11 protein-coding genes are annotated in these 22,278 nt (G+C 71.1%); 7 read left to right on the top strand and 4 right to left on the bottom strand.

Annotated features, from left to right (window positions below):
- The first annotated feature begins 8 nt into the window (after positions 1–8).
- On the top strand, positions 9–641 hold the full coding sequence (locus tag ACFWGP_RS08830; protein ID WP_376930686.1) for an MSMEG_1061 family FMN-dependent PPOX-type flavoprotein: 633 nt from the start codon (positions 9–11) through the stop codon (positions 639–641).
- A 14-nt stretch (positions 642–655) separates the two neighbouring features.
- The gene (locus ACFWGP_RS08825) at positions 656–1,672 is read left to right on the top strand and encodes a magnesium and cobalt transport protein CorA (protein WP_231429620.1); all 1,017 of its coding nucleotides are present in this window, start codon (positions 656–658) and stop codon (positions 1,670–1,672) included.
- 55 nt (positions 1,673–1,727) lie between these two features.
- Here ACFWGP_RS08825 and ACFWGP_RS08820 read toward each other — a convergent pair whose 3' ends face one another.
- The 4 genes from ACFWGP_RS08820 to argG all read right to left on the bottom strand — a co-directional run bounded on the left by ACFWGP_RS08820 (position 1,728) and on the right by argG (position 6,569).
- On the bottom strand, positions 1,728–3,686 hold the full coding sequence (locus ACFWGP_RS08820; protein WP_275505189.1) for a YhgE/Pip domain-containing protein: 1,959 nt from the start codon (positions 3,684–3,686) through the stop codon (positions 1,728–1,730).
- Positions 3,683–4,360: a hypothetical protein gene (locus ACFWGP_RS08815; protein WP_231429622.1), complete on the bottom strand. Its 678-nt coding sequence runs from the start codon at positions 4,358–4,360 to the stop codon at positions 3,683–3,685. The genes ACFWGP_RS08820 and ACFWGP_RS08815 overlap by 4 nt, the downstream gene beginning before the upstream one ends.
- Complete coding sequence (locus ACFWGP_RS08810; protein WP_376930685.1) at positions 4,357–5,001, bottom strand: TetR/AcrR family transcriptional regulator; 645 nt, start codon at positions 4,999–5,001, stop codon at positions 4,357–4,359. Before ACFWGP_RS08810 ends, ACFWGP_RS08815 begins: the two co-directional genes overlap by 4 nt.
- Before the next feature lie 143 nt (positions 5,002–5,144).
- Entirely contained in the window at positions 5,145–6,569 is a 1,425-nt protein-coding gene (gene argG / locus ACFWGP_RS08805) for an argininosuccinate synthase (RefSeq protein ID WP_376930684.1), read from the bottom strand.
- Between the two features lie 256 nt (positions 6,570–6,825).
- Here argG and ACFWGP_RS08800 point away from each other — a divergent pair, with 256 nt between their 5' ends.
- The 5 genes from ACFWGP_RS08800 to ACFWGP_RS08780 all read left to right on the top strand — a co-directional run bounded on the left by ACFWGP_RS08800 (position 6,826) and on the right by ACFWGP_RS08780 (position 22,235).
- Complete coding sequence (locus ACFWGP_RS08800) at positions 6,826–8,286, top strand: S8 family serine peptidase (RefSeq protein ID WP_376930683.1); 1,461 nt, start codon at positions 6,826–6,828, stop codon at positions 8,284–8,286.
- A gap of 106 nt (positions 8,287–8,392) precedes the next feature.
- Positions 8,393–8,872 carry a DUF3151 family protein gene (locus ACFWGP_RS08795; protein WP_376930682.1) on the top strand — a complete coding sequence of 160 codons (480 nt, stop codon included), beginning with the start codon at positions 8,393–8,395 and terminating at the stop codon, positions 8,870–8,872.
- 1 nt (position 8,873) lies between these two features.
- Positions 8,874–10,160: an adenylosuccinate synthase gene (locus tag ACFWGP_RS08790; protein ID WP_231429629.1), complete on the top strand. Its 1,287-nt coding sequence runs from the start codon at positions 8,874–8,876 to the stop codon at positions 10,158–10,160.
- A gap of 108 nt (positions 10,161–10,268) precedes the next feature.
- Positions 10,269–19,712: a DUF5979 domain-containing protein gene (locus ACFWGP_RS08785; protein ID WP_376930681.1), complete on the top strand. Its 9,444-nt coding sequence runs from the start codon at positions 10,269–10,271 to the stop codon at positions 19,710–19,712.
- Positions 19,713–19,916: 204 nt separating this feature from the next.
- Positions 19,917–22,235, top strand: coding sequence for a hypothetical protein (locus ACFWGP_RS08780; protein ID WP_376930680.1), 2,319 nt, complete (start codon positions 19,917–19,919; stop codon positions 22,233–22,235).
- Positions 22,236–22,278 lie beyond the last annotated feature (43 nt).

Here is a 22,278-nt window from a genome sequence, read left to right as displayed (position 1 = left end):
TGGCGGGCATGACCGATCGTTCCCGCGGCATACCCGTGACCACCGTCGACGAGCTCGAGGAGATCGTCGGCGCGCCGCTGCCGGCGGTCGTGGGCAAGGAGCGCACGCACCTGCACGCGATCGACCGCGCGTGGCTCGCGGCCGCCCCGCTCGCGTTCGTCGCGACGAGCGACGACGAGGGGCGGCTCGACGTCTCGCCGAAGGGCGACCCGGCGGGGTTCGCGCTCGTGCTCGACGACCGCACGATCGCGATCCCCGAGCGTCCCGGCAACCGCCGCGCAGACGGGTTCCACAACGTGCTGCGGAACCCGCGCGTCGGGCTGCTCTTCGCGATCCCCGGTCGCGGCGACACGCTGCGCATCAACGGGCGGGCGACGATCGTGCGCGACGCGCCGTTCCTCGACGACATGATCGTGCGCGGCAACCGACCGGTGCTCGCGACCGTGGTCGACATCGAGCAGGTCTTCTTCCACTGCTCCAAGGCGTTCCTGCGTTCGAAGGCCTGGCAGCCCGACGCGTGGCGGCCCGAGGCTGCGCCGCGGCGGGCGGTCATCGCGCAGGCGCTCGAACGACCCGACGAATCGCTCGAGACGCTCGACGAGTACTACGGCCCGAGTTACGCCGATCGCATCTACGGGTGACCTACGGTTGACCCGTGACGGTCATCGACAACGCGGTCTATGTCGACGGTCGGCGCGCCGTCTCGCCGGCGGTGCTCGCCGACACGTTCGACGAGCTCGAGCGGCACCCGGGCGGCTTCGCGTGGATCGGCCTCTACCGGCCCGATGCCGCCGAGCTCGGCGTCGTCGCCGAGGAGTTCGGCCTGCACGAGCTCGCGGTCGAAGACGCGCTCGCCGGCCACCAGCGCGCGAAGCTCGAGCGCTACGGCGACACCCGGTTCGTCGTGCTGCGGCCCGCGCGCTACCTCGACGCCGATGAGCGGGTCGAGTTCGGCGAGGTGCACGTCTTCGTCGGCGGGGACTTCGTCGTCGCGATCCGCCACGCCGAGAAGCCCGACCTGGGGCGCGTGCGCGCACGCCTCGAGGCCGCGCCCGAACTGCTCGCCCGCGGCCCGCTCGGCGTGCTCTACGCGATCGTCGACCAGATCGTCGACGAGTACGCCCCCGTCGTCGCGGGCCTCGAGAACGACATCGACGAGATCGAGGAGCAGCTCTTCAGCGGCGATGCGGCGGTTGCGAAGCGCATCTACGACCTGTCGGGCGAGGTCATGGAGTTCCAGCGCGCGGTGAAGCCGCTGCGGGAGATGATCGAGGCGATCCGCGAGGAGCTGAGCGACGACGCGGCGGCCGATCCCGAGGGCGACGAGCTCGAGCTTCGGCGTGCGTTCCGCGACGTGCTCGACCACGTCATCCGCATCACCGAGCGCGTCGACGAGTACCGCGAGACGCTGCGCAACGCGTTGAGCGTGCACGCCACGCTCGTCGCGCAGCGGCAGAACGAGGCGAGCATCGCGCAGAGCGAGCAGACGAAGAAGATCTCGAGCTGGGCGGCCATCTTCTTCGCACCCTCGCTCGTCGCCGGCATCTACGGCATGAACTTCGACCACATTCCCGAGCTGCACTGGGTCTTCGGCTACCCGTTCGCCCTGCTGCTCATGTTCGTGTCGGGCTACGTGCTGTACCTGATCTTCAAGTCCCGGCACTGGTTGTGAGACGTGGATGCCTCGGGGCCGACGCCGGCCCCGAGGCATCCGTGCTCGACCGGACTCAGCCGATGAGGCTCGGCTGCAGGTCGCGCAGCGTGCGGAAGTGCGTCATGCGGGTGACGCCGATCGCCGAGACGACGAGCGCGCCGACGAGCCAGATTGCGAGCACCCCGAAGTCGCCCGCCGCTCGCGACAGGTCGCCGCCGTACATGAACTGGCGCATCGCGTCGACGACGTAGCCCATGGGCAGTACGTGGTGCAGGGCCGCGAGGGGTGCGGGCAGCGTCTGCCACGGGAACGTGCCGCCCGCCGTCACGAGCTGCAGCACCATGAGCACGAGGCCGAGGAACTGGCCGACCGAGCCGAGCCAGACGTTGAGCGCGAGGATGATCGCCGCGTACGTCACCGATGCGAAGACCATCGTGCCGACGACGCCGAGCGGATGGTGCATCTGGAACCCGAGGGTGAACGCGAGCACGAGGTAGAGCGCCGCCATCTGCACCGCGCCGAGCAGGCCCGGCGTGAGCCAGCCGGCGAGCGTGATGCGGATCGGCGAGTGGAGCGCGGTGACGGCCCGGCGCGAGATCGGCTTCACGATGAGGAAGAGCGCGTAGATGCCGATCCAGCCGGCGAGCGCCGCGAAGAACGGGGCGAGCCCGGCGCCGTAGTTGCCCGCCTGGGCCATCGAGCTCGTCTCGAGCGTGATCGGGTCGGCGATCGTCGCGGCCTGCGCGTCGCGGGTCGACTGGCTCGAGTCGGGGATCTGGTCGACCCCGGCGTCGAGCCCGTCGCGCAGCTGCCCCGCGCCGTCGGCGAGCTCGCCGAGGCCCGACTGCAGCGTGCCGACGCCGTCGCGCAGCTGCGCCGATCCGGTGGCGGCCCGAGCCGCGCCGTCGGCGAGCTGCGATGCGCCGCTCGCCGCCCTGGCTGCGCCGTCGGCGGCGGTGCTCGCACCCGCCGCGAGGTCGGCGGAGCCCGCGGCGACCTGTGCGCTGCCGTCGGCGAGCCGGTCGATGTCGCCGACGACGGACTGCACCTTCTCGTTGCCCGTCGTGATGCGATCGCCGACCGCGTCGAGCTTCGCGAGCACGGTGTCGATCGTCGCCTGGTCGAGGCCCTGGGCCTCGAGCGCGGCCTCGATGTCGGCGCGGGCCTGCGGCACGGCCGCCGCGGCATCGGCGACCGCGGTGCCGACCCGATCGGCCGAGGCCGCGAGCTGCGCGTTGCCGTCGGCCACCTGGGCGGCGCCGTCGGCGAGCGTCGCCGAACCGTCGGCGAGCCGGGCGGTGCCGTCGGCCAGTTGCTGCGTTCCCGTCTCGAGCTGGGCCGAACCGGTCGCGAGCTGCGCGTTGCCGTCGGCGAGCTGCGTCGCGCCGGTCGCGAGCTGCGCCGCCCCGTCGACCGCGCGCCCCGCGCCGTCGGTGAGCTGCGACGCGCCGTCGGCGGCGTCGACGAGCTTGCCGCGGATGGTCGAGATGGAGTCGAGCAGCGTCGAGGCCGCCTCGTCGCCGACCTTCTCGGCGATGGTCGTGCGGATCTTCTCGACCGCCTGCTTGCCGATCGTGCCGGCGAGGTAGCTGTTCGCGTCGTTCGTCGACAGCACGATCTCGGCCTGCCGGGGCGCGTCGGTCTGCACCGAGGCGAGCGCGTCGGAGAAGTCGGCGGGGAAGGTGATCGCGAAGTCGTAGCGCGACTCGTCGAGCCCGGTCGCGGCCTCCTCGGCCGAGACCCGCTGCCAGTCGAACGCACCGTCGGCGATGAGCTCGTCGGCGATCTCCTCGCCGACGTTGCGCGCCTCGGTGGCCTCGCCGGTGGCGCTCGTCGATGCGGCCACGCCCTCGTCCTCGACGACGAGGGCGACGGGCACCTCGGCGAACTTCGCGTACGGGTCCTGGTTCGCCCAGAGGTAGAGGCCCCCGTAGAGCACGGGCACGGCGATGAGGGCGAGGAGCGCGAGCACCGACATCTTGGTGGAGGTGAGCCGGCGGAACTCGGCGGCGATCATCTGGGGGATCTTCACGCGATGCCTCCCTCGGCGAGCGGCAGGGTGTCGGAGTCGTCGAACTCGTCGGGCGAGTCGGGCCCGTGCATGCGGGCGATCATCGCGGCGGCCCCGATCGCGGCGGCCGAGGCGTGGCCGGCGATGACGAGCACGGCGAAGCCGCGGTCGGCGAGCTGCTTCGCGAGGCCCCACCACTCGATCGGGTCGCCGCCGTGGCGGTCGGGCGACACGATGACGAGACCCTCGACGCCGTCGCGCAGCAGCGCGAGCTCGGTCAGGAGGCGCAGTCGCGCGTGCGGGTCGACGTTCGCGATCGGCGTGCGGGCGACGTCGTCGAGGCCGAGCTGGGTGAGCCAGCGGGCGACCGACACGGGGTTCGACGGGACCCCCGCGAACATGAGCTCTTCGGCGGCGACGCCCGCGACGGTGACGTTCGGCGCAGGGTCGCTCACCTCGGGTGCGTCGACGAGGGCGATGCGACGGCGGATCGCCGAGGCATCCGCCCGGCCGTCGATCGTGACGGCGCCGGCGTCGGGCCGCATGCGACCGGAGGCGATGAGGCCGAGCACGGTGGGTCGCTGCTCGGTCTCGGCGCGGGCGAGCGTCGCCCGGCCCGATTCGAAGCCGACCGACGTGGGGCCGAGCGCCTGGCCGGCGCGGCCCTTCGAGACGTCTCTGAGTTCGATTCTCATGCCGGCTCCTCCATGGCGAGCTCGGGGGTGGTGTCGATGAGGGTGCCCGCCTCGCGCCACGAGAGTCCGGCGATGCCGAGCACGGCGAGCATCACGGCGCGCCGTCCCTCGGCGTCGGGCAGGCGGGTGCGACCGGCCTCGAGCAGCACGGCGAGCGCCGCCTCCTCGATCAGGCGGGCGAGCAGCGCGGGGCGCAGGTCGTCGCGCACGCTGCCGTCGGCGACGCCGCGGGCGACGAGGGCGGCGAGGCGTTCGCGCACGGGGGCGAGGGCTGCAGCGACCCGCTCGACGTACGGGGCGGTGAGCGCCATGCCGGCGAGCAGTCGCACGTGTTCGACCACGCCCCAGAGGCGCGACCCGAGCAGGGCGATCGCGACGGGGGCCCGGTCGTGCTCGACCGTCGCGGCGACGGCGTTGAGTCGGGCGGTGCCGCGTTCGACGAGGGCGAGCACGAGTTCGTCGCGGCCGGCGAAGTGGCCGTAGACGGAGCGGCGGGTGAGGCCGGCGGCTGCGGCGATCGCCGCGAGGGATGCCTCGGGGTCGGCCGCGAGCGCGGCGGATGCGGCGGTGAGGAGGGCTTCGCGGTTCTCGGCCGCGTCCCTGCGGGGCGCGCGGCGCTCCGCGTCGGTGACGGACGGCATGCTTCGAGCATACTGAACTTGCACACGAGTGTGCAAGTTAGTTCAGGGGCTTCACAGACGAGGCCCGACTCGCGGAACGCACTCGGCGGTGCGCGTCTCGCGAATCGGGCCTCGTCGGAGCGACCGACTCGAACGGCCGGGCGTCAGTCGGTGCCGAGGTCGAACGCGGCCGCCTCGTTCGCGGCGTCGGTCGCGGCATCCGCGGCGTCGTCGGCCGGGGCGGCGATCTCGGCGGCGCTGCCCTCGGCCAGGTCGCCGACGAGGGCGGCCGTCGTGCCGCCGACGATGCCGAGGTGCGCGTACTGCTCGAGGCGCGAGCGCGAGTCGGCGATGTCGAGGTTGCGCATCGTGAGCTGGCCGATGCGGTCCTCGGGGCCGAAGGCCGCGTCGCCCACACGCTCCATCGAGAGCTTCTCGGGCTGGTAGCTGAAGGCGGGGCCCTCGGTGTTCATGATCGTGTAGTCGTCGCCGCGGCGGAGGCGAATCGTGACCTCGCCCGTGACGGCCGACGCGACCCAGCGCACGATCGACTCGCGCAGCATGAGCGACTGCGGGTCGAGCCAGCGCCCCTCGTACATGAGGCGGCCGAGGCGCCGGCCCTCGTTGTGGTAGTTCGCGATCGTGTCCTCGTTGTGGATCGCGTTGAGCAGGCGCTCGTAGGCGAGGTGCAGGAGCGCCATGCCCGGGGCCTCGTAGATGCCGCGCGACTTCGCCTCGATGATGCGGTTCTCGATCTGGTCGCTCATGCCGAGCCCATGGCGTCCGCCGATGCGGTTCGCCTCGAGCACGAGCTCGACGGCGTCGTCGAAGCGCACGCCGTCGAGGGCGACCGGACGACCCTCCTCGAAGCGCACCGTGACGTCTTCGGGCGCGATCTCGACGGAGTCGTCCCAGAACTTGACGCCCATGATCGGCTCGACGGTCGTGATGCCGGCGCTGAGCTCTTCGAGCACCTTCGCCTCGTGCGTCGCACCCCAGATGTTCGCGTCGGTCGAGTACGCCTTCTCGGCGCTCGCGCGGTACGGGAGGTCGCGCTCCTGCAGCCACTCGCTCATCTCCTGGCGGCCGCCGAGCTCGGTGACGAACGCCGAGTCGAGCCACGGCTTGTAGATGCGCAGGCGCGGGTTGGCCATGAGGCCGTAGCGGTAGAACCGCTCGATGTCGTTGCCCTTGTAGGTCGAGCCGTCGCCCCAGATGTCGACGCCGTCCTCCATCATGGCGCGCACGAGCAGCGTGCCGGTGACCGCGCGACCGAGCGGGGTCGTGTTGAAGTACGTCTTGCCGCCCGAGCGGATGTGGAACGCGCCGCAGGCGAGGGCGACGAGGCCCTCTTCGACGAGTGCGGCGCGGCAGTCGACGAGTCGCGAGAGCTCGGCGCCGTACTCGAGCGCGCGGCCGGGAACGGCCTCGACGTCGGGCTCGTCGGGCTGGCCGAGGTCGGCCGTGTACGTGCACGGCACGGCGCCCTTCTCGCGCATCCACGCGACGGCGACGGAGGTGTCGAGACCTCCGGAGAAGGCGATGCCGACGCGCTCGCCGACGGGCAGGGAGGTGAGGACCTTCGACATGCCCTCCAGCCTACTTGCGCCGGTGGGTGCGTGACATCGCGCGGATGACGCGGATGCCGCGGCCGCTCGCGGCTCGGGCGCCATGCGGGGGACGCGCCCCGGAGACCGGGGGACTGTCGCGACCGGTGCCGTACGGATAGGCTCGCGGAGCCGGGCGGGCGTCGGCGACGAAGCCGCTGCACTCGCAAACCCGCGAACCGCCCGGTCCGGTCGACGCGGTCGACCGTGCATCCAGACCCTTCGAAGGAGACAGGGAATGAATCGCAAGGTGATCGGAGCGGCGGTCTGTACCGCCGCCCTCGCCATCGGCCTTCTCGGTGCGGCCGGTACCCCGGCCGTCGCAGACGGCCAGGAGCACAGCTACCTCGTGGTGGGTCCGCAGGGCGGCGACACGAAGGACGCGCAGAAGCGCGTCGCCGCCGCGGGCGGCACCGTGGTCGCGGCCTACGACCAGATCGGGGTCGTGCTCGCGCGTTCGACGGCGTCCGACTTCGCGTCGCGCGTCGGCGGCGGTCTCGGGGTCGCCGCGACCGACGGCCTCGGCACGACCCTCGTCGACGACGACGAGACGATCGCGGTCGACTCGTCGACCGTCGAGGCCGCGGGAGACCCGACGGGCGAACCGCTCTGGGGCCTGCAGTGGGACATGCGGCAGATCGACGTCGCCGAGGCGCAGGCGGTGACGACCGGCGACTCGTCGGTCGTGGTCGGCGTGCTCGACTCGGGCATCTCGTCGACCCACCCCGACCTGGCCACGCAGATCGCGAAGGACCAGAGCGCCTCGTGCATCGGGGGCGTGGTCGACACGAGCGAGGCGGCGTGGAACCCCACGACCTCCGACCACGGCACCCACGTCGCGGGCACGATCGCCGCGGCGATCAACGGCGTCGGCATCGCCGGTGTCGCGCCGGGCGTGAAGGTCGCCTCGGTCAAGGTCGTGAACGACGACGGGTACATCTATCCCGAGGCGGCGATCTGCGGCTACCTGTGGGCCGCCGATCACGGCATGCCCGTCACGAACAACAGCTACTTCATCGACCCGTGGGAGTTCAACTGCGTGAACGACCCGCGCCAGCGGCCGGTCTGGCAGGCGGTGCAGCGCGCGCTGCGCTACTCGTCGGCGCAGGGCACGCTCACCGTCGCGTCCGCCGGCAACAGCAACGTCGACCTGCAGCACAAGTTCGTCGACTCGTCGAGCCCCAATGACGGCAGCTATCCCGTCGAGGACCGCACGATCAACGGCGCGTGCCGCGACCTGCCGGCCGAGGCGCCTGGCGTCGTGACGGTCTCGGCCGTCGGCCCGACCGAGCAGAAGGCCTACTACTCGTCGTACGGCCAGGGCGTCGTCGACGTGACGGCTCCCGGCGGCGACGCCCGCTTCCGCAACGGCGGAGCGCCGTCGATCGCCGCGGACGCGGTGCTCTCGTCGACCTTCAACACGGTCACGAAGACGAACGGGTGGGGCTACAAGCAGGGCACCTCGATGGCCGGGCCGCACGCGGCCGGTGTCGCCGCACTCGCCGTGTCGGCCCACCCGGGCATGACCCCCGGCCAGCTCGCCTCGTTCCTCGAGCGCACGGCGACCCCGATCGCCTGCCCCGACGGTGTCTACAACCCGGTTCCCAACCTCCCGGGTTACGAGGCGACCTGCACGGGCGGCGAGCGCAACGGGTTCTACGGTGCGGGCAACGTCAACGCCTTCAACGTCGTGAAGTGATGCGCTGAGTCCGCAGCATGCGAGGGGCCGGGCCGCAAGGTCCGGCCCCTCGTGGCGTCTCCGAGCGCCTCACGTCACCTGAAAACCGCCCGCGATAAGGTGGAGTGTGACTCCAGCAGAAGCAGCCCCGGGGGCCGACGCGGCGCTCGCCGACGAACCCGAGGTCCGTCGGGCGCTCGCCGAGGCCGATCGCGCCTCGGTCGCGGCAGTGGTCTCGGAGCATCCTGCATCGCCGCTGGCCTGGGCCGAGCTCGCCGACCTCGCCGACTCCGAGGGGCGCTCCCTCGAGGCCTACGCGTTCGCCGCGGCATCCGCCGAACTCGCCCGCGCGCAATTGACGGGTGCCGGCTGGCAGCCGGGGGCTGCGGTGTCGTGGGCCGACGAGCCCAACCGCGCCTACCTTCGCGCGCTCGACACGCAGCGTCGGGCGGCCGAGTCGCTCGGCCTCGCCGAGCAGGCCGAGGCGCTTGCCGAAGAGCTGCGCAGTGCCGACGCCGAAGCACCCGCCCGCATCGCGAGCGAGTTCACGCCGACGCAGCTCATCACGATCGTCCCGGCCGAGGCGCCGGCAGAAGGAGAGCACTGACATGCCCGCAGCCGTACTCATCGGTGCACAGTGGGGCGACGAGGGCAAGGGCAAGGCGACCGACCTGCTCGGCTCGCGCCTCGACTACGTCGTCAAGTTCAACGGCGGCAACAACGCGGGTCACACCGTGGTCGTCGGCGAAGAGAAGTACGCGCTGCACCTGCTGCCGTCCGGCATCCTGACGCCCGGCGTGACGCCGGTCATCGGCAACGGCGTCGTGGTCGACGTCGAGGTGCTGTTCGAAGAGCTCGAGGGCCTCGAGGCCCGCGGGGTGGATGTCTCGAAGCTGCGGGTCTCGGCCAACGCGCACCTCATCACCCAGTACCACCGCACCCTCGACAAGGTCACCGAGCGCTTCCTCGGCAAGCGCCAGATCGGCACGACCGGGCGCGGCATCGGGCCGTCGTACGCCGACAAGATCAACCGCGTCGGCATCCGCATGCAAGACCTGTTCGACGAGAACATCCTGCGGCAGAAGGTCGAGGGCGCGCTCGACCAGAAGAACCACCTGCTCGTGAAGGTCTACAACCGGCGGGCGATCGGCGTCGACGAGATCGTCGACGAACTGCTCTCCTACGTCGACCGGCTCCGTCCCATGGTCACCGACACGTCTCTGCTGCTGCACCGTGCGCTCGAGGCGGGCGAGACCGTGCTCTTCGAGGGCGGCCAGGCGACGATGCTCGACGTCGACCACGGCACCTACCCGTTCGTCACCTCGTCGAACGCGACGAGCGGTGGCGCCGTGACCGGGTCGGGCATCGCCCCGAACCGCATCGACCGCGTCATCGCGGTCGTGAAGGCCTACACGACGCGCGTCGGCGCGGGTCCCTTCCCGACCGAGCTCTTCGACGAGTGGGGCGACTTCCTCACCGAGCAGGGGCACGAGTTCGGCACGACCACGGGCCGCAAGCGCCGCACCGGCTGGTACGACGCGCCGATCGCGCGCTACGCCTCGCGCATCAACGGCGTCACCGACTTCGTGCTCACGAAGCTCGACGTGCTCACCGGCGTCGAGAAGATCCCCGTCTGCGTCGCCTACGACGTCGACGGCGAGCGGTTCGACGAGGTGCCCGTTTCGCAGAGCGACTTCCACCACGCGAAGCCGGTCTACGAGGAGTTCCCCGGCTGGAGCGAGGACATCTCGGGCGCGCGCGAGTTCGCCGACCTTCCCGCGAACGCGCAGGCGTACGTGCGCGAGCTCGAGGCGATGAGCGGGTCGCGCATCTCGGCCATCGGCGTCGGCCCGGGGCGCGACGAGATCGTGCAGCTGCACGACCTGCTCGGCTGATCTCCCCGGGGTTCCCCGGGACTTCTCCCGCCGATAGGGTCGGATTCGGGTGCACGCGCTCTACCGTGCGCCCGAAGCGGTCCCGACGGCCGCGGGCAGGGGGAGTAGATGTCGATCGTCCGTCGTACGCTCGCGGGGGTCGCCGCGATACTCATGGCGGTTGGGCTTGCGGCACCGGCGGCCGCGCCGGCGTTCGCGGCACCCGACGATGCCGAGTTCATCGTCACGAAGTCGATCAACCCGAACAACTCGCCCTACGCGCCGGGTGACCAGTTCAGCTACACGATCGAGCTGACCTGCAACAGCAACCTCGTCGACACGTGCGTCAACGCCGAACTGAACGACACGCTGCCCGCCCCGCTCGTCTTCGACCCGTCGATCGAGCCGCCCGTCGAGGTCTTCGGCGGCGGCAGCTCGACGGTCGCCGTCGACGGCTCCGACTTCACCGTCGACTTCACGACCGACGGATCGGCGGGCACCGGCCAACCCGCCGGGTCGAAGGCGACGGTCACGGTCTTCGTGCAGATCCCCGCCGACATCAGCGCTGACTACAACGACGCCGAAATCGTCAACACCGCGACGGCGACCGCCGACAACGCGCTCACCGTCGAGGACGGCGAGGCCATCACCATCGAGGTGCCCGAGGTGCTCGATTCGACCGTCACGAAATCGGTCGACGATCACCAGCCCGACGGCACCCCCGGCGTGCCCGCGCTGCCCGGCCAGCCGGTCGACTACACGATCGGCGGCGGCAACGCCTCGAACCGGTCGGTCGACGAGATCGTCGTGCAGGACCCGGCCGACGGCGTCGCGAGCCCGTTCGACGGCTACTTCGACTTCACCGGCATCACCTCGATCACCCCGCCCGCCGGCGCCGACCAGGTCGAGATCGAATGGCTCGACGCCGACGGCAACTGGACGTCGGCGTACGGGCCGGGGCCGATCCCGGCCGATCCCTCCGGCATCCCGGTGGGGGTGCCGCAGGAAGACGTGAAGGGACTCCGCTTCACGTTCAGCTCGTCGACGGGCGACCAGCTGCCGCCGTCGGGCGACGAGCCCGCCGAGATCGGCATCGGCGCCGTGACGAACGACGCCGTGCTCGACATCCCGATCGACCAGTCGGTCGACGTGCCGAACACGGCGTCGTCGAACGTCGTGGTGCACGACACCGCGAGCCCGCCGAAGACGGCGCCCGGCGATGTCGTCATCTCGAACACCGGCCCGTTCGTCGAGGTCACGAAGAACTTCGCCAATCCGAACCTGCTCGCCGGGCAGCGGACCACCGCGACGATCGAGGCGACCAACGGCTTCCGGCCGGTGACCGAGATGGTCATCCAGGAGCCCACGCCGGGGCAGCCCGATCTCGCCGACCAGGGGCTCACGTTCGCCGGCTTCACGAGCGGTGTCGTGTGGCCGCCGAACGCGACCGGTGCGACGGTGACGTACGTGTACGCCGACGGGCAGACCGAGACGCTCACGGCCGACACCGCGAACACGCTGCCCGACCCCGAGCTCGAAGGCGCGAGCGAGGTGGTCGGCTTCACCGTCACCTTCACGGGACCAATCATCCAGAACGGCACGGCGACCGTGCCGTTCGACGTCGTCGCGCAGCCCGTCGACGGCGAGGACGTCACGACCACCAACGAGACGACCTCGATCGTCACCGACCAGACGGGCAAGAGCGGCGACGACTCGGCGAGCGATGACGTCACCCGGCAGCCGGGGCGGGTCTCGACGACGATCGACAAGAACATCGCCCGCGACTCGCAGTGGGCCGTGCCGGGCTCGACGACCGACGTCAGCTTCATCGCGCACGTGAACGACCAGGGCGCGAACGCATCGACGGTCGGCTCCGACGTGCTCGTGGTGAGCGACCCGGCCGACCCGCAGGCGGGCGTCGTCGATCCGTTCTGGAACACGTTCGACCTCACCCAGATCGTGGCCGGGGTGCCGGCGAACGCGGACCTCCAGGTGAACTACTGGAACGGCAGCGAATGGCTGCCGCTGCCCGGCGGCCAGCTCGACGGCGAGGGGACGCTCGTGCTCGCGGTGCCGGGCGGAACCGCCCCGGTCACGCAGGACCAGATCCAGGGCATCCAGTTCGTCTACACGCCGAAAGAGGGCGAGCTGCTGCCGCCCGGCTTCGAGGTGGCGCCCTCGATCACGGTGGAGACGCGCGACCAGTTCCGCGACGGTTCCGGCTCGGTCGCGGATGCCGCGGCGGAGGCCGACCCGCTGACGGTGCCGAACCTGGCCGGCTCCGAGGTGCACAACGACAACGACGTCACGCCCGACGACAACACCGCGACCGACGGCGACGCGATCGACCTCAACCCGATCGACGGCGGCGAAGGCCCCGATCTCTTCGAGAAGCACTGGATCGTCGACCCGGCCGATCCGCTCTTCGCGTTCAGCGGCGACCGGCGCACCGCCCGCATCTCGTGGTCGACCGAGGGCCTGCCGTTCGACACCGTCGCGATCACCGACGACCCGACCGCCGGGCCCGGCTACGACGATGCGGCGATCGCGAGCTCGGCCTTCGATGCATGGAACCTGGTCGAGATCGCACCGATCGACGCGAGCCTCGACCCGTCGATGCAGTACGACCGGGTGTCGAAGGTCGAGCTGTTCGAGTTCGACGACGCCGCCGGCACCGGCGAGTGGGTCGACATCACGAGCAAGGCGTGCGCGACGGCGGCCGACTGCGACGGTGCGTTCCCCGGCTACACGCTCGACGACGGTGAGGTCGCCTCGACGAGGGCCGTGCGCCTCACCTACGCCGAGGGCTCGGCCCGCGGCGGCGCCGGGCAGCCCACCTCGGGCTCGGGCGTCGCAACCTCCTACGACCACGATCGCGACCTCGACCTCGTCTTCGAGCTGCGCGACTTCAAGCGCAGCGACGGCGGCCCGGTGACGGGCACCCTCCACGCCGAGGACTTCAACTCCGGTCAGCCCGGAGTGGTCGACAACACGGCCGAGATCGAGGGGGAGGGGTCGCAGCCGATCACCCAGACGGACTCCGACCTCATCACGATCCTCGACTCCACGGTGAACGTGTCGGTCACGAAGCAGTTCGACCAGGACAACCTGCCCATCCCGCCGGTCACGACGCCCGCCGACACCTACCCGCTCGTGAACGCGACGATCACCGCGCGGAACGAGACCGAAGCCGAGGTGCAGACCCTCACCATCACCGACCCGGCCCCCGGGGGCGCGACGAACGCGTACGAGTTCCTGAACCTCTTCGCGATCGACACGATCTCGGTGCCCGAGGCTGCGACCGAATCGACGGTGACCCTCACCCGGGAAGGGGGAGCCACCACCGACTACACGATCGCCGAGGCCCTCGCCCTCGCGCCGGCCGACCTCGCCGACGTGATCGGCTTCTCGGTCGTGCACACCGACGCCGACGACGTCGCGATCGAGTCCAAGGCGACCGCGTCGGTCGTGCTCACCTTCCAGCTGCGCAAGACGGAGCGCAGCAATCCGGCGAACCCGGTGACGACGGCCGACATCGCGACGAACGTCGCGGGCGCCGAGGTGCAGCGGCCGGGCGACGACGCCGACATCGACACCGCTGCCGGCACGGCCACCGACACGCTGCCGTTCGCCGCCGCGAGCTACGGCGTGGTGGCGACGAAGGACATCGTGACGCCGTCGACCTCGGCCGACCCGAACGACCGGGTCGAGAACGAGCCGCGCGAGGGCTACACGATCACGCTCACGGGCCAGCCGACCGGCAACGTGCGCACGACCGTGCTCACGATCACCGACGACGACCCGACGTTCTGGAACCAGTTCGAGTTGGCGTCGTTCCCGCAGGCGACCCTTCCGAGTCCGGTCCGCCAGGTCCGGGTCTCCGCGCTCACCGGCGTCGAATACGCCTTCGACACGGGCACGAACGTGCTGAGCCAGGCCTGCGAGGGTTCGACCGACCTGACAGCCTGCTGGACCGTCGGCGAGTGGCAGACGGCCGACTCGGGCGGCAGCGTCCTGCCCGTGCTGCCCAGCGGGGTCGCCGAGGGCGAGGTGCTCGGCCTGCGCTTCGAGTTCCGCGTCGACGACGCGGCCTCGAACTGGGAGAACCCGATCAACCCGATCGTGCCGATCGCGCTCACGGCGAACCAGCTCGTCGATCTGCGGTACGGGCCCGGCGGCGAGACCGATGTGCCCGTCCCGACGACCCAACCGGGTATCGACGTGCCGGTCGCCCCGGGCGAGACCGCGCCAGGCACCACGACCGACACGGTCGATGTGCACGGCGAAGGATCGTGGACGACCGACGGCGGCACGCAGTGGTCGGCCGACGCCGACGCGACCGACGAGACCGTGCTGAAGCACCTCGCGAACGGCATCAGTGTCGTCAAGACGCCGGGCAACGGAAGCGACGGTTCCGCCTCGCAGCAGTTCCCGCCATCGGGCACGATCCCGTACAAGATGACGGTCACGAACACCGGGCAGTGGCCGATCACGGGGCTCGAGCTCACCGACCAGGTCGCGACCGACGCTGGCGGCTCGCTGCTCGTGCCGAGCCCGACCGTCACCCCGACGTTCGGGTTCACGCTGACCGCCGCCGACGGCACGGTTCTCGACGCATCCGGGTTCGCCGGTGACCTCGACACCACGACCGGACTCGTCACGATCACGGTGCCCGACGGGTTCGTCTTCAACCCGGGCGACCGGCTCCTGATCTCCGCTGCGCTGCAGTTCCGCCCTGGTCTCCCCCCGGGCACGCCCGTCGGGAACACCGTCACCGCGACGAGCGACCGCATCTTCGACACGTGCGACTCGACGAGCCTCGGCACGATCACGAATCCGCAGGCGACCGAGGTCGAGAGCTGCGCGTCGAACACCACCGTGAACCCGACCGCGGCCGCGCCGATCACGCTCCTCAAGTCGGTGAAGGGCACCGCCGCGGGCGTGCCGGGGGCCGCTTCCGGCGATGCGAACTACGACGACCTCGGGGTGCTCAACAACACCGGCCCGGCCGAGGGCTGCGCCGAGCCCAACTCCACGGTGGCCGGCTACTACCGCAACAACTGCGTGCCGATCACCCGCCCCGGCGGTGTCGCGACGTGGTTGCTCACCTTCCGCAACCTCGGCAACATCGCCGCCGAGTCGGTCGCGGGCATCGATGTGCTGCCGGCGCCGGGCGACACGGGCGTCACGGTCGGAACGGCCCGCGGGTCGCAGTGGTCGCCGATCTTCCTCGGCAACGTGCAGATCCCGCCGGCCGGTCCCACGGCAGGCGCGGTGCTGACCACGTACTACCTGACGACGGTGCCGAACCGCGCCTGCAATGCCAAGGACATCGAGTGGAGCGCTCGCGCCGGCGCCATGCCGACGAGCGACCCGTGCTACCCCGATGTCAGCACCCGCGACTGGATCGCGTTCGACAGCGCGACGCCGGCGGCCGAGCTGGCCCAGGCGAAGGCGATGAAGGCGGTCGTGACCTGGCCCGAAGGCGAAGGGCTCGCCCCGGGCGCCACCGGCCAGCTCGCCTTCGACACCCGGACGCCGTACTCCACCCCGGCCGCGGTCGACAGCGGCCTGCCGATCGCCTGGAACGCGGTCGCGGCGGGCTCGCGCGCCGACTTCAACGGGGCGGAGATCTACCAGGGTCCGGTCGAGCCGGTGCGTTCGGGCATCGCGGTGCCGACGGGCGAGATCGCGCTCGAGAAGGCGGTCGACGTGCCGGCGGACTGGCCGGACACCGCTCCGCTGCCCGACTCGTACGACTTCACGGTGCAGTGCACCTCGGGCGGCGAGACGGTGAACCTCGTCGGCGCCGACGGGCAGCCGGTGCCCCCGGCGACCGTGCCGGCCGACGGCACCGTCGTCGACTACGGCACGGGCACGAACCTGCCCCTCTACTCCGAGTGCAGCGTGCAGGAGGTGCCTTCGCAGGGTTCGACCGTGACGTACGACCCCGCCGATGCGGGCGACCCGACGCGGTCGGGCGCCGTCGAGGCGAAGCGGGACCTCAGCGGGCTCGAGAACGTGCACCACGGGGCCCCCGCCGACGGCGACCTCGCGCAGGTGACGGTCACGAACACCTACCAGCTGGGCGGGTTCTCGGTCGAGAAGGCGGTGGTCGACGGCGGTGCCGTCGACCAGGACGGCAACCCGATCGCGTACGACCCCGAGTTCGCATTCACCGCGAGCTGCACCTTCCTCGGCGAGGAGGTCGTGCCCGAGGCCGACCGCACGTTCACGCTGCACGAGGGGGAGGCGAAGGAGTTCGCCGCCCTCCCGGTCGGTGCCGACTGCACCGTCGTCGAGACCGACGCGGGCGGCTCGACCGGCACGACGATCGTCGTGACCGAGTACGGCGAGGAGACGCAGAGCGTCGACGGGTACCTGGTCGACTTCGCGATCCAGCCCGACGGCGACAACATGCACGCGACGCTCGTCGCAGTGACGAACACCTACACGGTGGGCTCGATCGCGATCACGAAGGACGTCACCGGCGCGGGCGCCGAGGCCTGGGCCGCCGACGTGTTCGAGGTGCGGCTCGTCTGCACCTGGGACGAGGCGACCGCGAACCCGGTCTACGACGACACCCGCACGATCGCCGACGGCGAGACCTGGACGGTCGGAAACCTGCCGACGGGCGCCGAGTGCACCGTGACCGAGCCCGACGCCGGCGGCGCGACCGAGGTGACGATCACTCCGTCCCAACCGGTCGTGATCGGTGTCGCCGGCGACGAGGGCGACCCCGTCGAGGTCACGGTCGCGAACGACTATCGCGTGGGCGGCTTCGACGTCGAGAAGACGGTGTCGGGCCCGGGTGCTGGCTTCAGCGAGGGCGTCGACTTCGCGTTCGGCTACGTGTGCACGTACGACGGAGAGACGGTCGGCGAGGGCACGCTCGCGGTCACGGGCGACGGAACGGCCGGGCCCCTCACGAGCGACACCGTCACCGGACTGCCCGTCGGCACCGAGTGCGTCGTCACCGAGACCGACGGCGGCGGCGCCGACGCGCTGCCCGAACCGGTGGCGGTGACGATCCCCGACGAGGCCGACGGGGTGGCGCAGGTCGCGACCGCTGAACTCGACAACCACTTCTCGGCGGGCACGGTCTCGGTGACGAAGGAGCTCGCCGGCGAGGCATCCGACGACCCCGACTTCGTCGACGCGACCTACACGGTGCATGTCACCTGCGCGCTCACCGACGGCGGCGACCCGCTCTTCGACGGCGACGTCGAGGTGACGGGAAGCGGCGAGACCGTCACGGTCACCGACGCGGCGACGGGCGACCCGCTGCTGCTGCCGGTCGGCACGCACTGCTGGGGCGAGGAGACCGACGACGGCGGAGCGACCGACTCGAGCGTCGACTTCGACTCGTTCGACGACGCGGTCATCGTCGTCGCCGAGGAGGGCGACGAGGTGCAGGAGCTCGCGATCACCGCGACGAACACCTTCGACCTCGCCGACCTCGTGATCGAGAAGGAGCTCGACGGCGACGCGGCCTCGTACGCCGAGGGCAAGACGTTCGAGATCCTCGTGACCTGCACGCTCGACCGGGGGCCCGCGAACGACCCGATCGTGACCTACGATCAGGAGCCGGTCGAGCTGCAGGGCGGTGAGCAGGCGACGCTCGGCGACATCCCGATCGGGTCGGACTGCTTCGCCGAAGAGCCCGACGGGCAGGGCGCCTGGGCCATCGAGATCAGCGCGACCGCCGACGACCCCGTCGTCGTCGACGGCGGTGAGACGCCCATCACGATCACGGTGACGAACGTCTTCCCCGACGCCGGATTCACGGTCACGAAGACCGTCGAGACCGCCGCCGTCGACCAGAACGGCGACCCGATCACGACCGACCTGCTGTTCCGCTTCTCCGCCGTCTGCACCTTCGACGGCGAGACCGTGCTCGACGAGGAGTTCCTGCTGCGCACGGGCGAGGAGAAGACCTTCAGCGGCCTGCCCGCCGGCTCCGAGTGCACCGTCGAGGAGACCGCGTCGCGCGGCGCCGACACGACGATCGTGGTGACCCAGAACGGCGTCGATGACGACCTCGGGGCGGTGACGAGCGCCGACTTCACGCTGCAGCCCGACGTCGACGACGAACTCGTGACGGTCGTCGCCGTGACGAACCGCTACCCGGTCGGCTCGGTCGAGGTCGTGAAGACGGTGACCGGCTCCGGGGCCGACGCATGGGGTGGTACCTTCGGCGACTTCGACGTGCGCATGATCTGCACCCACCCGCAAGCGGTGCCCGACGTCGTCTACGACGCCACGCACACCCTCACGAAGGACGCCCCGGGCGACGTCTGGCTCGTCGAGAACCTCGTGACGGGCGCCGAGTGCTCCGTCGCCGAGGTCGACGACGGCGGAGCGACCGAGTCGACGGTGACCCCCGACACCTTCATCGTCGGCGACGACGCGGACGAGCAGGGGCCGATCGAGGTCGACATCGTGAACGACTTCCGAACGGGCGCGCTGAACGTGCTCAAGCACGTCGCGGGCCCAGGCGCCCCGGCGTTCTCAGAGGGCGAGTACAGGTTCCAGGTGGTCTGCACCTACGAGGAGCAGACGGTCGTCGACCAGGAGCTCGTCGTCGAGAGCGACGGCGGCGAGGGCCCGTTCACGAGCGACACGATCGCCGGCATCCCCGTCGGCGCCGAGTGCGTGGTGACCGAGACCGACGCAGGAGCCGCCGACGAACCGGCCGCGCCCGTGACCGTCACGATCGCCGACCAGGCGGAGGAGGGCGTCGAGACCGTCGTCACCGCCGGGTTCGTGAACGAGTTCTCGCAGGGAACGGTCGAACTTGCGAAGGAGGTCGACGGCGAGGCCGCCGAGGCCGAGTGGGTGGCCGACACGGTCTTCACCGTGCAGGTGACCTGCCAGGTCGAGGTGGCCGGCCAGCTCGTGACGCTCTACGACGCGCCGGTCGAGCTCACCGCCGGTGAGACGGTCGAGATCGTCGACGCCGAGGGCGCCCCGGTGCAACTGCCGCTCGACACGCACTGCTTCGGTGTCGAGACCGATTCGGGCGGCGCGACCGCGTCGAGCGTCGACTTCGACTCGTACGACAACGCGGCGATCGTCGTCGAGCAGGGCACCGCCCAGCGCCTCACGATCATGGCGACCAACACCTTCGAGACCGGCACGCTCGCGCTCGAGAAGACGGTGTCGGGCACGACCGGGCAGGCCGACGGCAAGACGTTCGAGATCGCCGTCATGTGCGTGTTCGACCGCGGCGACGGCGACCCCGACTACGTCGCGCTCGACGAGGCGGTGTCGATCACGGCCGGCGAGACGAAGACCTTCGACGACCTGCCGGTCGGTGCCGACTGCTGGGCCGAGGAGACCGACGCGGGAGGGGCCGTCGAGGTGACGGTGAGCGCCACCGAGGCGAACCCCGTCGTCGTCGGCTCCGACGAGGCGGTGACGATCACGGTCGACAACCGGTTCGACGCACCGATCCCGTCGACCGGTGTCGACGGGATCGAGGCGCGGCTGACGCTCGCGCTGCTGCTCGTCGGGGGCGGGCTGGCGGCGATCGCCTTCGTCGTGATCCGTCGTCGCAGGCGCCGGGCGTGAACGCAGACATCGACGTGCGCATCCGACTGTGCAAGCCTGTATATGCAGTCCGCCTGAGCGCGGGCGGATCAGGGGGCTCAGATGTCATCGCGAGTCTTGCGACGCACGACCGGCCGAGCGGGCCTGGTGGTGGTGCTCGCCCTCATCGGGGTCGGAGTCGGAGTCGCAGGCGTCGGCGTGACCGGGTCAGCGCATGCCGGTGTCTTGCCGGCCGCCGTCCCGGCCCCCGCGCCCGATCAGTCCGTCGTCACGGTGACGGTGGGCGCCGACCGCAGTGGCACCCGCACCGTCACGCCTCTCGGCGGGGTGACGCTCGGCCTGTTCGAAGCCGCCGGCGCGGCCGAACCCGTCGACGCGGACTGGGGCGTCTGCATCTCGGACGCTGACGGCGACTGCAGCTTCGTGGTTCCCGACACTGCGACGGGCGGCACCAACGCCGGTTCCCGGTTCTGGGTGCGACAGATCGACTCACCGGCCGGTTGGTACATGAACCCGTCGCTCCGCACCGGCCCGGGGTCGGGGTCGGGTTCCATCGACAGCCTGTACGCCTTCGAGACCCCGTCCCTCGTCGGCGGTGCGACGTACCGATCGTCGGCCGATTTCATGTTCGGGAGCGCATCGAGCAGCAATCCGGTCACCGCTTCCGAGGGGATCTGGCAGCAGTCGCGCACGAACCCGTTGCTTCCGGCGCAATGCGGTCTCGACGTGGCGCTGGTGCTCGACCTCTCAGCATCGGTCAGTTCGAGCGAGCTCGTCCAGCTGAAGGCGGCCGCCGATACCTTCACCGATGCCCTGGTCGGGACGCCGTCACGGATGGCCGTGTTCTCGTTCGACGGCAGCTCTCCGAGCTCCAGCGTCGGCGCGAACTTCCCCGAGCTCAGGAATGTCTCCACGCAACCGGCGGCCGACGACTTCAAGTCGGTGTACGCGAACTGGACGACGGGGAGCGGCACCAACTGGGACCGCGGCATCTGGGCGGTCGCCCAAGCTGCGCCGCACTACGAGGTGACGGTCGTCATCACGGATGGCAACCCCACCCGGTTCAGTGCCGATCCCATGCTCGGCAACGGGGGCACGACCCACTTCCGCGACGTCGAGAACGGCATCTTCTCGGCCAACGCCGTCAAGGCGGAGGGAACACGGCTCATCGCCGTCGGGGTCGGGGACGGCGTCGACGATGTGACGCGGCTGAACCTGCGGGCACTCTCCGGTCCGACGCTCTTCGACGGGTCGAACGTCCTCGAGGCGGACTACCTGGACGCCGGAGACTACGCCGAGGCGGGCGAGGCGCTGCGCGATCTGGTGCTGTCGCAGTGCGCCGGCTCGGTCAGCGTCTTCAAGGCGATCGTGCCGGCGCAGAACAGCGGCGACGACATCGCGGGCTCGGTGCCCGCAGGTGCGGGGTGGCAGTTCACCGCGACCACGGATGCGCCGGGGGCGACCGTCGACCCGCAGACATCGACCACCACGAGCGACGGGACGGGCGGCGTCAGCTTCGAGGTGGGGTACCCCGCCGGGGTGACCGCGGCGGCAGTGGAGATCAGCGAGTCCCAGCAGTCGGGCTACACGATGGTCTCACCAGATGGGCAGAACGCCGTGTGCGTGAACCGGTCGACAGGCGAGCAGGTGGCGGTCTCGAACGTCGATGATCCAGCGGACCCCGGGTTCGTCGTCGACGTACCGGCGACTGCGCACGTCGCGTGCACGGTCTACAACCGGCCATCGGCAGGGATCGTGGTCGACAAGGTGTGGGTGATCGACGGCCGGGTCTACGCCGAGGGCACGCAGCCCGCGGGCTTCGAGGCCGAGGCCGCCCTGACCGGTCCGGGCGAGACCGGAGCCGACCCGCAGCCGTGGGGTGAAGCGCGTGAGGGCTACGACGTCGATGAAGCCGTCGTCGTCGACGAGACCGCCGTCGTGCCGGACGGATGCACCCTCGCCGCAGACGTCACGGCGGTCGACGGCGCACCAGTCGAGGCCGCTCTGCCGTACGCGACGACCGCCGATCTGCCGTTCAGGCAGGTCGTGGTGACGAACGCGGTGACGTGCTCGACCTCCCTCTCCCTCGTCAAGGTGGTGGTCAACGACGACGGCGGCACGGCCGAGGCATCCGATTTCCAGCTCGCCGCGCAGGGGCCGACTCCCGTGGCCGGCGGCGGCGGGTCGGCTCAAGTCACCGATGTACCGATCGCCCCGGGCGTCTATACGCTGTCCGAGTCGGGTCCCGACGGCTACGGGAGCCGCGGGTGGGACTGCGTCGACGAGGCAGGCGCACCGGTCGCGGTCGATCAGGACACCGTGACGCTCGCGCGCGGGACCAGTACGACGTGCACCGTGGTGAACGACGACGACGCTTCCGCCGCACCCGGTCCCACGCCGACCCCCGGGCCCTCGCAGCCGGCCGGGGCGGCGCTCCCGAGCACGGGGGTCGACGGCGCGGCTCTCATGCCTGTCGGAGTCGTGCTCGTGGCCGTCGGCGCGATCCTCTCGGCGGCGATGCGGGGGAGGCGCTCGAGGCCGTGAGGCGCGGTGAGCTCTCGGGTCGAAACCGGCCGTGCGCGTTCGT

The sequence above is a fragment of the Agromyces sp. NPDC127015 genome (assembly GCF_042725165.1).
In the GTDB taxonomy this organism is placed as follows: Bacteria; Actinomycetota; Actinomycetes; order Actinomycetales; family Microbacteriaceae; genus Agromyces; species Agromyces chromiiresistens.
Note: the sequence above shows the minus strand (reverse complement) of the source record. Positions and strands in the feature narration are given on the sequence as shown.

Excerpts from the sequence above, each read along its gene's own strand:
- ACFWGP_RS08830 (WP_376930686.1), top strand. The coding sequence starts at position 9 with ATGACCGATCGTTCCCGCGGCATACCCGTGACCACCGTCGACGAGCTC.
- ACFWGP_RS08815 (WP_231429622.1), bottom strand. The coding sequence starts at position 4,360 with ATGAGAATCGAACTCAGAGACGTCTCGAAGGGCCGCGCCGGCCAGGCG.
- ACFWGP_RS08810 (WP_376930685.1), bottom strand. The coding sequence starts at position 5,001 with ATGCCGTCCGTCACCGACGCGGAGCGCCGCGCGCCCCGCAGGGACGCG.
- argG (WP_376930684.1), bottom strand. The coding sequence starts at position 6,569 with ATGTCGAAGGTCCTCACCTCCCTGCCCGTCGGCGAGCGCGTCGGCATC.
- ACFWGP_RS08800 (WP_376930683.1), top strand. The coding sequence starts at position 6,826 with ATGAATCGCAAGGTGATCGGAGCGGCGGTCTGTACCGCCGCCCTCGCC.
- ACFWGP_RS08790 (WP_231429629.1), top strand. The coding sequence starts at position 8,874 with ATGCCCGCAGCCGTACTCATCGGTGCACAGTGGGGCGACGAGGGCAAG.
- ACFWGP_RS08785 (WP_376930681.1), top strand. The coding sequence starts at position 10,269 with ATGTCGATCGTCCGTCGTACGCTCGCGGGGGTCGCCGCGATACTCATG.